Consider the following 12,702-nt stretch of genomic DNA (forward strand, 5'->3'; position numbering starts at 1 on the left):
ACTCTTACTTGGAAGCCTCTTCAACAGCAACAGCGCAAGCAACGGTTGCACCGACCATCGGGTTGTTGCCCATGCCGATGAGACCCATCATCTCAACGTGTGCCGGAACAGAGGAGGAACCTGCGAACTGTGCATCGGAGTGCATACGGCCCATGGTATCGGTCATGCCGTAAGAGGAAGGACCGGCAGCCATGTTATCCGGATGCAGCGTACGGCCTGTGCCGCCGCCGGAAGCAACGGAGAAGTACTTCACGCCGTTCTCATTGCACCACTTCTTGTAGGTACCTGCAACCGGGTGCTGGAATCTGGTCGGGTTCGTGGAGTTACCGGTGATGGAAACGCCGACGTTCTCGAGCTTCATGATTGCAACGCCTTCCGGAACGTTATCTGCGCCGTAGCACTTAACGTCCGCACGCGGGCCGTTGGAATAAGCCTTTTCGCTGACAACCTTAACTTCTTCTGCGTACGGATCGAACTCGGTCTCAACATACGTAAAGCCGTTGATTCTGGAGATGATGAACGCAGCGTCCTTGCCGAGACCGTTGAGGATAACGCGCAGCGGCTTCGTTCTGACCTTGTTCGCGTTCAGAGCGATCTTGATAGCACCCTCAGCAGCCGCGAAGGACTCGTGGCCGGCAAGGAATGCGAAGCACTCGGTCTCCTCGGAAAGGAGCATTTTGCCCAGATTGCCGTGGCCGAGGCCGACCTTACGGTTTTCAGCAACAGAGCCCGGGATGCAGAATGCCTGCAGGCCGATGCCGATAGCGGCAGCAGCGTCAGCAGCCTTCGTGCAGCCCATCTTGATAGCAATCGCGCAGCCTACGGTGTAAGCCCACTTTGCGTTCTCAAAGCAGATCGGCTGTGTTTCCTGTACGATGGTGTACGGGTCGATGCCCTTCTCTTCGCAGATGGTCTTGCACTCATCAATGGAATTGATGCCGTATTCTTTCAGGACGGAGAGGATTTTCGCCTCACGTCTCTCATAACCTTCAAATGTAGCCATTTCTCGTGCCCTCCTTATTCCTTGCGCGGGTCGATGTACTTAACGGCCTCATTGAATCTGCCGTATGTACCCATAGACTTCTTGTACGCCTCGTTCGGCTCCATGCCGGCCTTGATGAAGTCGGTCATCTTGCCGAGGGAAACGAACTCGTAGCCGATAACCTGGTCGTCAGCGTCGAGTGCCATTCTGGTGCAGTAGCCTTCGGTCATCTCAAGATAACGAACGCCCTTTGCCTTTGTGCCGTACATGGTACCGACCATGGAGCGTGCGCCCTTACCAAGGTCTTCCATGCCTGCGCCGATAACAAGACCGCCCTCGGAGAAAGCAGACTGGGAACGGCCATAAACGATCTGGAGGAACAGCTCGCGCATAGCGGTGTTAATCGCATCACATACAAGGTCCGTGTTCAGAGCTTCCATAACGGTCTTGCCCGGGAGGATCTCTGCTGCCATTGCAGCGGAGTGCGTCATGCCGGAGCAGCCGACGGTCTCAACGAGCGCTTCCTCAATGATGCCGTCCTTAACGTTCAGGGAGAGCTTGCAAGCGCCCTGCTGCGGTGCACACCAGCCTACACCGTGGGTGTAACCGGAAATGTCCTTAACTTCCTTTGCCTGTACCCACTTGCCCTCTTCCGGGATGGGAGCCGGACCGTGCTTCGGGCCCTTGGCTACAATACACATCTCTTCCACTTCTTTGGAATAATTCATAAGTGGTACTCCTTTCGGTTCCAGTTTTATTTGGCAGACTTCGCGCAAAAGAGAGCCGCAGCGAAAAAGCGCCGCCCGCATCCCGCAAAAAGCCATTTTACTGATTTTCTTCATTATAGCTTTTTTTCATGCGTTTCGCAAGGGGCAAAACACACATTTCGCGAAAAAAGCGCACAATATACGCAAAAAGGAGCGCCGCAGCGCCCCTTTTGTATCTTATTTCGGTTTGAAATTACTTCCAAAGCGGGTCGGGATATGTGCCGTTTTGCATCATCTCGGCAAGCGCCGCCATCACGACGGGCTTATCGGCCTTATACGTCACGCCGAACCACTTGTCCGCCGATTTTAAAACCGTCACGTCTGCCTTGCCGTCGCGAATCTGGTCGTTGACGACAAACGGCAGGAAGTATTCCGCTTTCAGTGGGTTCTTCGGTACATCGTTCTCAAGGAACGAGACGAAATCCTTTTTCAATGCGTCTACAAAGTCCGGCGTAAAGCCCCACAGGTTCATGGAAACGGTCGTGTCCTCATCGAGCGCGTGCCACGTTGCGCCGTCGTCCTCGGTGTAAGCCGGGCCGTCCTCGCGCTTTTCAATGTGCGTGCGCTCCACGATGGTATCCAACACACCGTCTTTCTCCACGCATACGCCGCGTGCCACATGGCCGTTTTCGGTCAGCGTGTTTTTCAGATGGTAACCCACCATCGCCCAGTGTGCCTTTTCGCCGTTTTCCTTCACGTTCCGGAGGAACGCGCCGATCTTCTTAAACGCCTCGCCGCCATAGAAATCGTCTGCGTTGATGACGACAAACGGCGCATCAATGTGGTCGCGTGCCGCCAAAACGGCGTGGCCCGTGCCCCACGGCTTCTCGCGGCCTTCCGGCACCGTAAAGCCCTCCGGCAGGTCATCCAACTTCTGGAAAACATATTCGACCTGCACGTACTTCGATACGCGGTCGCCGATAACCTCTTTAAAGTCCTCAAAAAGCTGCTCCTTGATGATGAAGATTACCTTGGAAAAGCCCGCCTGCGCGGCATCAAAAACAGAAAAATCCATGATAATCTCGCCGTTTTTGCCAACGGGATCGATCTGCTTCAAGCCGCCGTAACGGCTGCCCATACCGGCCGCCATAACGACTAAAATCGGTTTTTTCATAGCTAAATTGTCCTTTCTCGTCTGCGGCATCACACCGCCATATGTACAGGTTCGGTCACGCGATCGTCAGGGGTCAGTTTTCATCCTCGTAAATAAATTCGTGGATATGCTGTGCCGCAACATCGGTGTCATACGTCCACATCCAACCGCCGCCCTCGCAGTAATCGGAGGCATAGCCCTCCACATCACTCGGGATGGAAAGGCGCTCAATGTCAAAACCCGTCAGCGCAATCTGCGCCAGGCCGATCATCTTATCAAACGTCAAAGAAGTCTCGCAAAGCGGCGCAAGCTGTTGAATGATGCTCGGGTATTCAAGCTTGGAAATAGAACTTGCCTTGCTCAAGAGCGCAGAAAGCACTTCCTGCTGGCGTTCCACACGGCCGTTATCGTTGTCGATGGCACGAATACGCCCGTAAGCCACAGCCTCGTCGCCGTTCAAGAGCACGCCATCGCCCGCCGAAAGCGGCGCATATGTAGAAACATCGCCTGCCATTGATTCAGGGGATTCCGCCGCCAACGCATACATATTTTTGTTGATCTCACTGATTTCATCTTCCGTCAAATCAATATTTACACCGCCGAACGCATCCACAATCTTCGCCATGGCGGCAAAATTCACGGTCACGTAGTCCTGAATATCGAGACCGAAGTTTTGGTTGATCGCACGGATGGCCTGCTCCGGGCCACCGTACATATAGGCATGGTTCAGCTTATCATAGCCGGAATCATACGGACTGCCGTCGCCCATATACACGCGCACATCACGCATGATGGACGTCAGCTTAACCTTGTGGTGCACGTTATCGATCGACATCACCATAATGGCGTCGCTGCGCCCGGCAAAGGTACCGCCGTCATAATCGCGGGCATCCACGCCGAACAGCGCAATATTCGTAATGCCCGCTTCCGATTTTGTTTCTTCGGAAATACCGAGCTCCGTCTTGTCTTTCGTGATGGTCGTCGTCTTCAGGTCGCCCAAAAGCACCGTGGAAGCGTAGATCATCACGCCGCCCACCAGCACCAAAATAACGCAGATGAAGCTCAAAAAGACCTTAAGGCCCGTCCGTTTTTTCTTTTTTTGATTTTTCTTATACGCCTGCTTTGAGGAGTAACTGGAAATATCCTGAAACTCATCGCGGCGTTGTTTTCTTTTCGCCATAAAAGCCTCCGTCTCGGCCAAAGGCCGGATGTCTTTATCTTATCAATTATATTCCCATAACCTCGTTTCGTCAATTTACTTTTTCTTACGAAAAACGACCAGTTTGCTTAAAATATAATTTGCAAGGATCACAAAAACGTTCGCAACGAGCTTCACAATCTTATCATTCACGTGCAGCAGATCCACACCGATGAACATCATGCCCATTTCCATAAAGCCGGACATAATACGGCTCGCAAAAAATTTCGCCGCCTCCGTCAAAATCGGCACAAAGCCGTGCGCGCGGCTCTCAAACACCCACTTGCGGTTCGTCACATACGCAAAGGTAACTGAAAGCACCCACGAAAGCGCTGTCGATACCATGTACGGGATGTGCAGAAAATCCGTAAAGATCCAGTAAGAAGCGTAGCTCACGACCGTCGTAAGCACGCCGAACACCACGTACAAAACCAGCTCTTTGTATTTTATAAGCAGTTCTTTGATTTTTCCCATATTTTCTATCCTTTATGTTTCGGGCAAAGCGCCCTCTTCTTTCTTATGATAAATATTCTTCCACACCGTGCGCCGCCACCGCGCCGTCCGCAGCCGCCGTCACGATTTGCCGCAGCGTCTTTTTACGACAATCGCCCGCAGCAAACACACCCGGAACGTTCGTCTTCGTGCTCTCGCCCGCCATAAAATACCCGTTTTCGTCAAGATCAAGAATATCGCGTACAAAGTCCGTCGCCGGCACATTGCCCACCGCCACAAACACGCCGTTCACCTCAATCTCGCACACCTCGTCCGTCTTTACATTGCGCAGACGCAGCCCGCCGACTTTTCCGTCTTTTTCGAGGATCTCATCCGTCACCGTATCGAAAACGATCTCGATATTTGGCTTATCGAGCTTCTTCTCATAGCTCTTTGAAGCGCGCAGGCGGTCTCTTCTATGGATGAGATATACCTTTTTGCACATCGCGGAGAGAAAAGCCGCATCGCCCGCCGCCGTGTCACCGCCGCCAATGACCGCAACCGTCTTATCTTTATAAAACGCACCGTCGCATGTCGCGCAGTAGGAAACACCCTTGCCGCGCAAAGCGTCTTCGTTCAGCAAGCCGAGCGTCCTCGGTGCCGCACCGGGTGCCAAAACGACGCTTTTCGCGCGGTAAACCGTGCCGTCTTCCGTCTCCAGAATTTTCACATCACCGTCTAACCGCAGTGCCGTCACGTTGCCGTAGGTCTGCTTCGCGCCAAAGCGCTCCGCCTGCTTTTTCATGTTCATCGTCAGCGTAAACCCGTCCACCGCCTCCGGGAAGCCGGGGTAATTTTCAATTTCATTCGAGGTCACCATTTGACCGCCGGGGATATATTTTTCCAGCACCAGCGTCTCGTAGCCCGCGCGGGCGCAATACAGTGCCGCCGTAAGCCCCGCAGGGCCGGAACCCACCACGATTACGTCATAGACCTTTTCCATGTTTTCGCTCATAAGTCACCGCTCCTTTTCCTGATGAAGTGCAGCTTTTCTGCACACCGTCTTGCGAACATCGTTAGTATAGCACATTCTCCCGAAAAATACAATTCCGTGCGGCGCGAAAGAGTTTTCTACCGCAAAGCGACACGCAGTCGAAAACTTTATCAGAATCAAATACGTGCTCCCGTTCTCCTACTTAAGCCAAAAAACACGCAAACCGCGCTCCTTGCACGACATACCCCTATCGCACAAAACAAAAGAGGCTCTTTCAGCATCCCGAAAAAGCCTCTCGTTCTTTAATTTTTATTGCACATCCTGTGCGGTGTACGCTCAGCGCACACATCTCATGTTAATTTAAACTGATACTAATACATCGGACTTTCCTCTGCTTGAAACCATCGGTCTCTTTTTATACCTGCACTCTGCATTACTTTCAGAATGTCGTCGGTCTTTCAGAGTTTATCATTTGTGCATTGGACACAACTCCATGTATATTCTCAAAAACTGTATTTGATTTTTTCTTTGGCGTTTTCCGCCTATCCTTACACACGTCCGTACACTTTGTACAGCCCATGTATAATTCTATATGTTAATTTCGACCTACTTATCTTTGCTGTACCACGAAAACCTTTTGGGACTCGCTTTTGCGATCCCGCGCTTTCATAAAGCTTGAAACACTCGTGTGCAAATATTCAGTTTACTTCAGGGATCCGAGGCGCAACGCACCACGGATCTTCTGCTGCTGAGGTTCAGTAGCCATTGGCCTCACCCGCTTTCTTTCAATAGATTTGCCTTTGCGGCTCATGCAGCTTTGCCTCTTTTCACGTTTTGCCTGTTTCCACATGTTCAAAACGTACGGCTGCTTCTTTATTTATGTTCCCGTTTCTCCGCTTCGGCTTTTTGTCCCTTTGTACCGGCACATTCTTAAAAGCCTACTTATCTCTTTCATCACATTTCCCGGAAGCCGAAGAACATTTGAAGCTCCGCCTTTGCAAATACTGCCTCAAGAGTTTCCTCCGCGCCTTTCTCTCTCCCCTTCGGAATACTTTCCGCGCGCTGAACCGCTTCGATCTTTTACCGAGACTTTTTTGAGCCTCCACCAAGAAAACCTCTTACGGTTTTCCCGATCTACTTTGCGTTCTGGAGTTCTTTCTCTTTTCACCTATATATTAGCACCGTCCGTCTACTTTGTCAACAGTTTTTTTGAAGATTTTATTTTTTATTTGTATATTCTGTTTTCGCAAAATGAAGCTTGACATTCTTCCGCATTCACGATACAATTATTCTTGCAGGCAAAAGCAACAGGCTCATTTTCCACAGCTTTTCTGCTCCGCCGCATAAATCACAGAACGGCGAATATACTGAGAAAGAAGGCTTTTCCCATGAGTATAGACAACAATCAGGAATACGAAGCAGAGCTCATCACCCTCATCGACGATGAAGGCACGGAGCACGAATTTGAGATCATCGACGAACTCGAGAACGATGACGGCTACTTTATGGCGCTTGTCCCCACTCTGCGCGACGCCCAAAGCGAAGTTGCAGACGCAGATGAGTACTACATCTTTGAAGTCGTAGAAGACGAGAACGGCGAAGAGCAGCTTTGCGAGATCGAAGACGACGACCTGCTGGATAAGCTCGCCGAAATTTTCGAGACCCGCTATGCACAGGCTATGGAGGAAGAAGAGGAGTAATCTTCTTTCCCCGTTCAAGATCATGTAAAGACACCTGCCCGATGCGCGGACCGTGCAAAATAACCCTACACTCAACTTTTAGGGAGCTCGGCTCCGCAGGCGGACTGCAGACCTCCCGGCCCGGCTTGACCGGATACCGGAAGAAGGGAGCGCGAAACCTGCGGGAGGGCACCCACCTGCTTATTACGTAGCAGGTTATTGAGAGCACGTTACGGTCGGGCGGGGTTTTTTATGCCCATTTCAAGGCGGTGAAAACCGCCTTTTTTCATACTTTACACACCTTTTTCTGTGCTTTTCTTTTGGAAACGGTTGTATTTTGCAAATTTTGCCGCATTTGGGTGCGGTAGCAAAGAAGGAGAAGGTCATCATGACCAGAAAACAGTATTTTTCAAGCGGACTCAAAGATGGCATGCCCATTTGCTTCGGGTACTTTGCCGTTTCGTTCGCGTTTGGCATTCAGGCCGCAGGCATCGGACTTTCGGTGTTTGAAGCCTCCGTGCTCTCCGCCCTAAACGTCACCTCCGCCGGGCAATTCGCAGCACTCGCCATCATTGCATCGGGCGCGTCGCTCATCGAGCTTGCATTCACGCAGCTCATCATCAACCTGCGGTATTTTCTCATGTCGTGTGCGCTCTCGCAAAAGCTCTCGCCGAGCCTGCCCCTTGGGCACCGCCTCGGCATCGCCTACGGCATGACGGATGAGATCTTCGCCGTCAGCGTCAGCCAAAGGGAGCCTCTCTCACCGTTTTACAGCTATGGGCTCATCGCCGTCGCCATTCCGGGCTGGGTGCTCGGCACGGCACTCGGCGCGGCGGCGGGCAACATCCTGCCGGCCGTTTTGACGAACGCGCTCGGCATCGCGATCTACGGTATGTTCATTGCCATCATCCTGCCGCCTGCAAAAGAGAATCGCGTCGTTGCCAGTGTGGTCGTCCTTTCCATGGTGCTTTCCGCGCTGTTCACGTATCTGCCGGTGCTGTGCAACATTTCCTCGGGCTTCCGTATCATTGTCATCACGCTCATCACCGCAGGCGGTGCAGCGCTGCTGTTCCCCATCCCAGATGAGCCCGCAGAACCGGAAAAGGAGATGCCGCATGAGGGTTGAGGTTTTCCTTTACATACTCGTCATGGCGGCCGTTACGTATCTTATCCGTATGCTGCCGCTGACGCTCATCCGCCGCAAGATCACAAACCGCACACTGCGCTCGTTTCTCTATTATGTGCCGTACGCCACGCTTTCCGCCATGACCTTCCCGGCAATTCTCACTGCCACCGGCAGCGCCATCAGCGCCGCGCTCGGCTTTGCCGCCGCTTTGATTTTAGCATTCCGCGGTAAAAGCCTGCTCACCGTCGCCATTATCGCCAGCGCCACCGTGCTTGTGTGTGAACTCATATTGCCATATCTGCCGCTGTAAAGCACAGTTTGCAACGTAAAAGTTTCGCCCGCCTTTTTCAATAGGCGGGCGAAACTTTTAACTATCGTTATAGAAAGCCTTGTGTTTACTCTCTCTCAAAATGCTTTGCGACCGTCTGCAAGTACTCGATGATCGGCAAATGCTGCGGACATACACCCTCGCACTGGCCGCACTGAATGCACGCGCTCGCTTTGCCGAAGTGCTTTGCGACGTTCTCGTAATACTCGCTCTGCGGCGTCCAGCCCTCGTCCGGAGAGATTCCCCTGCCGCGCAGCTCCTGCATATCGGCGTTGTACAGCGAGAAATACTTCGGGATTGCAATCTGCATCGGGCAGCCGTCCGTGCAGTACGAACAGCCCGTACACGGAATATCGATGCTCGCGTTGATGATGTCCGTCGCCTTTTTGATGAGCGCTTTTTCCTCATCGTTCAGCGGCTTAAAATCCTGCATGTACGATGTGTTGTCCAAAAGCTGGTCCATATCACTCATGCCGGAAAGCACGATCTTCACGTTCGGCAGGCTCGCTGCGAAACGAATTGCCCAAGACGGTACGGAAGCTTCTGGATTATAGTCCTTAAACAGCTTCGTCACTTCTTCCGGCACGTTTGCGAGCGTGCCGCCCTTCACCGGCTCCATGACGAATACCGGCACGCCGTGCTTTTCGGCAACTTCGTAGCATTTTCTGGACTGCACACCGGCGCTTTCCCAGTCGAGGTAGTTGAGCTGTAACTGCACAAACTCAAACTCGGGGTGCGCGGTCAGCACTTCGTCCAACAGCTCCGGGCCGTCGTGGAACGAGAAGCCGATGTGCTTTACAAGGCCCTTTTCTTTCTTATCGCGGATCCAGCCGAAGCAATCGAACTTATTGTACGTCTCAATGCTATGGCAGTTGATGTCGTGGATGAGGTAGTAATCAAAATATGTTACGCCCGTCTTTTCCATCTGCTCATTAAAAATGCGGTCGCGGTCTTCAAACGAATTCACGAATGACGAATGTAGCTTTGTCGTCAGCGTGAAGCTGTCGCGCGGGTGGCGGGAAACAAGTGCTTCCTTCACGGCATTTTCGCTCTTGAATGCGCAGTACATCCACGCCGTGTCAAAATACGTGAAGCCGCGCTCGATGAACGTATCCACCATTTTCTTGACCTGCTCAATGTCGATCTTGCCCGGGTCGTTCGGGTCCAGAGACGGCAGACGCATGAGGCCGAAGCCTAATTTCTTTTCAGACATTTTACTCATACTCCTTATGTAAAAAATTCCAAGCATTTTGCTTCCTATATCTTACAACTTAAAGTATACTCTAAGTCAAGCTTTTTTGTAAAATTATTTTTCCGCCTCGAAATATTCCTCCCGCAGTAGCGAAAACTGCATGTCGTCGCGGATTTCGCTTTCTGACGTACGCACGCAGCGGCGGATACACCCTTCATACACAAACCCCAAGGATCTCAGCAACTTTTCCGAAGCAATATTCCCCGTGAAAACACGCGCTGCTACAACTTCCAGATCTTCTTCGGTGAATAGTTCATGCAGCACAGCCCGCAGTGCTTCTTTCATATAGCCCTGCCGCGTATATTGCTCCCCGAGATAATACGAAAGACATCTCGAGCGCACATCGAACCGAACGCCGTCCTCCTCCGCCGCAATCATACCAAGCAAAGCGCCGTCCTCTTTTCGCTCAATATACCATGTGTTTTCATAATCGATTTCCCTATGAATCAAATGAACCATCTGCTCTTTATCAAGCACTTTCATTACGTTGTTTTTCATTACGAAAGCGCTGTTGCGTATGGCCATGATCTCCGCCGCATCTCTCTCCCGCGGCGTGCGCAGTAAAAGTCTTTCTGTGTGCAGTTCTCTCATATTTTCCCTGCCTTTCTTTGCCGTGTGTACGTATTTCGGATAAAAAACACCCTTTCCTCCATGAACCACGGAAGAAAGGGTGCGAAAATCAATTCAGTCTTTTGCTGCATGATGCAGCGTCAAAACACCTGATTTTTCCAGCGCCTAAGCCGAAATTAGATCTCAGCGAAGTACTTGATGGTTCTGACCATCTGGCTGGTGTAGGAGTTCTCGTTGTCGTACCAAGAAACGACCTGAACCTCATAGAGGTCGTCAGCAATCTTGGAGACCATCGTCTGGGTAGCATCGAACAGGGAACCGAATCTCATGCCGATAACATCGGAAGAAACGATCGGATCGCAGTTGTAGCCGAAGCTCTCAGAGGAAGCTGCCTTCATAGCTGCGTTGATGCCGTCGACGGTTACGTCAGCGCCCTTAACAACAGCGGTGAGGATGGTGGTGGAACCGGTCGGAACCGGAACACGCTGTGCGGAACCGATGAGCTTACCGTTCAGCTCCGGGATAACAAGGCCGATAGCCTTTGCAGCGCCCGTGGAGTTCGGAACGATGTTAGCAGCGCCGGCACGTGCACGGCGGAGGTCACCCTTTCTGTGCGGGCCGTCGAGGATCATCTGGTCGCCGGTGTAAGCGTGGATCGTGCTCATGATGCCGCTCTGGATCGGAGCATAATCGTTCAGTGCCTTCGCCATCGGAGCGAGGCAGTTCGTGGTGCAGGAAGCAGCGGAGATGATGGTGTCATCAGCCGTCAGGGTCTTCTCGTTTACGCTGTAAACGATCGTCGGGAGATCGTTGCCTGCCGGAGCGGAAATAACGACCTTCTTTGCGCCTGCGTCGATGTGAGCCTGGCTCTTAGCCTTAGAGGTGTAGAAGCCGGTGCACTCAAGAACAACGTCAACACCGATCTCGCCCCACGGAAGGTCCTTAGCGTCCTTCTCAGCGTAGATCTTCAGGGTCTTGCCGTCAACTGTGATGGTGTTAGCCTCGTCGTCAGCGGAAACCGTGTGGAGAGCTTCGCCGATCTTGCCGCAGTAACCGCCCTGTGCGGTGTCATACTTGAGCAGGTGAGCCAGCATGGAGGGCTTCGTCAGATCGTTGATCGCAACGACCTCATAACCCTCAGCGCCGAACATCTGTCTGAACGCCAGACGGCCGATACGGCCGAAACCATTGATTGCAACTTTAACTGCCATGATTGTATACCTCCTGATAATTGTGGATGCATAATTTGCAATTCTATTTTATAGCATTTCGCAGGATTTTACAAGGGCTAACTGCTAAAAATGCAAACTTTTTCCGTAATTTTCAGAAAATTCACGCGTTTCCCGTGTCTTTTAAAGCATTTTCTTCTAAATTGCTCTCCGCTTTCGCAGAAGCGCGCTGCCCGCTCACCGTAAGCAGCAGGCAAAGGCTGTGAACAGAAAGGCACAGCATCGCAAGCTGGATCACATACGGCATCTCCGTCGCATACCCGCGCCCCGCAATAATGAGCACCGTGTTCGAGATCACATACGTCATCCAAAACACCGCCGCCGGCAGGCCGAACACATACGTGCTGCGCAGCGCCTTTTTGCCGCCCGCGCCGGAGAGCAGCTTGCCCTCGGAAAGCAGGAACAGCAGCATCATCGCACCGCCACCCACGGTAAAGATATTCTCCTCCGTCGTCGCCACAGCGGAATACGTCATGAACGTCACGATCATATACGAAATGCCCCAAACGGAACCGATGGCCCAGAGCCCGCCCGTGCCGCTCGGGAAGCCCTCGCCCGTCAGCCATATAATGGCAAAAATGAGAGAAACGATCGCGAAAAGCAACGTTAAGACCGCAAACGGCAAATGCGTCGTCACATGCGAAGCCTGCACAAAGTAGGTCGGCTGATTGTTGCGGTATAAGTAAAAGTCCCGCAGAAGCGCTGCCGCACACAAAAACAAAAATACACACATCAGAAGCGCAGAAGCACCCGCCGCCGCATTTCTTTTCGTCTCTATGCGCGCGTAAAGCTTTTTGTCCACACGGCACAAAAGCATGCAGAGAAGCGATACGCCGATCGCCGCACCGCAGTAAATATACGTCAACAGTCCGCTGTCCGTCACAAAGCCCGTGTCATAATCAAAAAAGCAGAGCATCTGCACGCAGCGCAGCGCAGCCGCCGCAAAGATGCCGATTCCTGCCAAAACAAACGCCAATTTCACTTTCTTATTCATATATCATACACCGCCCACACCCTCTGGGCTTTCCTTTCATCGATTCATTCGCCGTCCG

General features: G+C 52.2%; 14 protein-coding genes and 1 other RNA gene. 4 read left to right on the forward strand and 11 right to left on the reverse strand.

What is annotated here, in order from left to right:
* Positions 1 to 4 precede the first annotated feature (4 nt).
* The 7 genes from ACI0CA_RS13205 to ACI0CA_RS13235 form a co-directional block, all read right to left on the reverse strand.
* On the reverse strand, positions 5 to 1,003 hold the full coding sequence (locus ACI0CA_RS13205; RefSeq protein WP_176820769.1) for a GGGtGRT protein: 999 nt from the start codon (positions 1,001 to 1,003) through the stop codon (positions 5 to 7).
* A 14-nt stretch (positions 1,004 to 1,017) separates the two neighbouring features.
* Positions 1,018 to 1,710 (reverse strand): iron-sulfur cluster assembly scaffold protein, encoded by a 693-nt coding sequence (locus ACI0CA_RS13210; RefSeq protein WP_176820770.1) that lies wholly within the window; start codon positions 1,708 to 1,710, stop codon positions 1,018 to 1,020.
* 232 nt (positions 1,711 to 1,942) lie between these two features.
* Positions 1,943 to 2,863 (reverse strand): nucleotidyltransferase family protein, encoded by a 921-nt coding sequence (locus tag ACI0CA_RS13215; RefSeq protein ID WP_308449005.1) that lies wholly within the window; start codon positions 2,861 to 2,863, stop codon positions 1,943 to 1,945.
* 73 nt (positions 2,864 to 2,936) lie between these two features.
* Complete coding sequence (locus ACI0CA_RS13220; RefSeq protein WP_308449006.1) at positions 2,937 to 4,022, reverse strand: LCP family protein; 1,086 nt, start codon at positions 4,020 to 4,022, stop codon at positions 2,937 to 2,939.
* A 75-nt stretch (positions 4,023 to 4,097) separates the two neighbouring features.
* On the reverse strand, positions 4,098 to 4,514 hold the full coding sequence (locus tag ACI0CA_RS13225; protein ID WP_308449007.1) for a GtrA family protein: 417 nt from the start codon (positions 4,512 to 4,514) through the stop codon (positions 4,098 to 4,100).
* Between the two features lie 43 nt (positions 4,515 to 4,557).
* Complete coding sequence (gene trxB, locus ACI0CA_RS13230; protein WP_308449008.1) at positions 4,558 to 5,487, reverse strand: thioredoxin-disulfide reductase; 930 nt, start codon at positions 5,485 to 5,487, stop codon at positions 4,558 to 4,560.
* A gap of 682 nt (positions 5,488 to 6,169) precedes the next feature.
* Positions 6,170 to 6,316 (reverse strand): hypothetical protein, encoded by a 147-nt coding sequence (locus ACI0CA_RS13235; protein WP_446807012.1) that lies wholly within the window; start codon positions 6,314 to 6,316, stop codon positions 6,170 to 6,172.
* Between the two features lie 538 nt (positions 6,317 to 6,854).
* On the opposite strand from ACI0CA_RS13235, the gene ACI0CA_RS13240 reads away from it, so the two are divergent.
* From ACI0CA_RS13240 to ACI0CA_RS13255, 4 genes are all read left to right on the forward strand, one after another.
* Positions 6,855 to 7,166 carry a DUF1292 domain-containing protein gene (locus tag ACI0CA_RS13240; protein ID WP_176820774.1) on the forward strand — a complete coding sequence of 104 codons (312 nt, stop codon included), beginning with the start codon at positions 6,855 to 6,857 and terminating at the stop codon, positions 7,164 to 7,166.
* A gap of 28 nt (positions 7,167 to 7,194) precedes the next feature.
* A non-coding RNA gene (gene ssrS, locus ACI0CA_RS13245) (6S RNA) lies at positions 7,195 to 7,396 on the forward strand.
* A 137-nt stretch (positions 7,397 to 7,533) separates the two neighbouring features.
* Complete coding sequence (locus ACI0CA_RS13250; protein ID WP_446806729.1) at positions 7,534 to 8,271, forward strand: AzlC family ABC transporter permease; 738 nt, start codon at positions 7,534 to 7,536, stop codon at positions 8,269 to 8,271.
* Positions 8,261 to 8,581 (forward strand): AzlD domain-containing protein, encoded by a 321-nt coding sequence (locus ACI0CA_RS13255; protein WP_176820776.1) that lies wholly within the window; start codon positions 8,261 to 8,263, stop codon positions 8,579 to 8,581. The genes ACI0CA_RS13250 and ACI0CA_RS13255 overlap by 11 nt, the downstream gene beginning before the upstream one ends.
* An 85-nt stretch (positions 8,582 to 8,666) precedes the next feature.
* Here ACI0CA_RS13255 and ACI0CA_RS13260 read toward each other — a convergent pair whose 3' ends face one another.
* From ACI0CA_RS13260 to ACI0CA_RS13275, 4 genes are all read right to left on the reverse strand, one after another.
* On the reverse strand, positions 8,667 to 9,812 hold the full coding sequence (locus ACI0CA_RS13260; protein ID WP_308449010.1) for an aldo/keto reductase: 1,146 nt from the start codon (positions 9,810 to 9,812) through the stop codon (positions 8,667 to 8,669).
* A 93-nt stretch (positions 9,813 to 9,905) separates the two neighbouring features.
* Positions 9,906 to 10,442 carry a GNAT family N-acetyltransferase gene (locus tag ACI0CA_RS13265; protein WP_308449011.1) on the reverse strand — a complete coding sequence of 179 codons (537 nt, stop codon included), beginning with the start codon at positions 10,440 to 10,442 and terminating at the stop codon, positions 9,906 to 9,908.
* 155 nt (positions 10,443 to 10,597) lie between these two features.
* Positions 10,598 to 11,632 (reverse strand): type I glyceraldehyde-3-phosphate dehydrogenase, encoded by a 1,035-nt coding sequence (gene gap, locus ACI0CA_RS13270; protein WP_176820779.1) that lies wholly within the window; start codon positions 11,630 to 11,632, stop codon positions 10,598 to 10,600.
* Positions 11,633 to 11,753: 121 nt separating this feature from the next.
* Positions 11,754 to 12,644, reverse strand: a complete 891-nt coding sequence (locus ACI0CA_RS13275; protein ID WP_418531041.1) for a hypothetical protein — start codon at positions 12,642 to 12,644, stop codon at positions 11,754 to 11,756.
* Positions 12,645 to 12,702 lie beyond the last annotated feature (58 nt).

The organism is Hominenteromicrobium mulieris (assembly GCF_046197855.1).
Taxonomy (GTDB): Bacteria; Bacillota; Clostridia; order Oscillospirales; family Acutalibacteraceae; genus Hominenteromicrobium; species Hominenteromicrobium mulieris.

Excerpts from the sequence above, each read along its gene's own strand:
- ACI0CA_RS13210 (WP_176820770.1), bottom strand. The coding sequence starts at position 1,710 with ATGAATTATTCCAAAGAAGTGGAAGAGATGTGTATTGTAGCCAAGGGC.
- ACI0CA_RS13205 (WP_176820769.1), bottom strand. The coding sequence starts at position 1,003 with ATGGCTACATTTGAAGGTTATGAGAGACGTGAGGCGAAAATCCTCTCC.
- ACI0CA_RS13275 (WP_418531041.1), bottom strand. The coding sequence starts at position 12,644 with ATGAATAAGAAAGTGAAATTGGCGTTTGTTTTGGCAGGAATCGGCATC.
- ACI0CA_RS13250 (WP_446806729.1), top strand. The coding sequence starts at position 7,534 with ATGACCAGAAAACAGTATTTTTCAAGCGGACTCAAAGATGGCATGCCC.
- ACI0CA_RS13225 (WP_308449007.1), bottom strand. The coding sequence starts at position 4,514 with ATGGGAAAAATCAAAGAACTGCTTATAAAATACAAAGAGCTGGTTTTG.
- gap (WP_176820779.1), bottom strand. The coding sequence starts at position 11,632 with ATGGCAGTTAAAGTTGCAATCAATGGTTTCGGCCGTATCGGCCGTCTG.
- ACI0CA_RS13255 (WP_176820776.1), top strand. The coding sequence starts at position 8,261 with ATGAGGGTTGAGGTTTTCCTTTACATACTCGTCATGGCGGCCGTTACG.
- ACI0CA_RS13215 (WP_308449005.1), bottom strand. The coding sequence starts at position 2,863 with ATGAAAAAACCGATTTTAGTCGTTATGGCGGCCGGTATGGGCAGCCGT.
- ACI0CA_RS13240 (WP_176820774.1), top strand. The coding sequence starts at position 6,855 with ATGAGTATAGACAACAATCAGGAATACGAAGCAGAGCTCATCACCCTC.
- ACI0CA_RS13220 (WP_308449006.1), bottom strand. The coding sequence starts at position 4,022 with ATGGCGAAAAGAAAACAACGCCGCGATGAGTTTCAGGATATTTCCAGT.
- ACI0CA_RS13235 (WP_446807012.1), bottom strand. The coding sequence starts at position 6,316 with ATGTGGAAACAGGCAAAACGTGAAAAGAGGCAAAGCTGCATGAGCCGC.
- ACI0CA_RS13265 (WP_308449011.1), bottom strand. The coding sequence starts at position 10,442 with ATGAGAGAACTGCACACAGAAAGACTTTTACTGCGCACGCCGCGGGAG.
- ACI0CA_RS13260 (WP_308449010.1), bottom strand. The coding sequence starts at position 9,812 with ATGTCTGAAAAGAAATTAGGCTTCGGCCTCATGCGTCTGCCGTCTCTG.
- trxB (WP_308449008.1), bottom strand. The coding sequence starts at position 5,487 with ATGAGCGAAAACATGGAAAAGGTCTATGACGTAATCGTGGTGGGTTCC.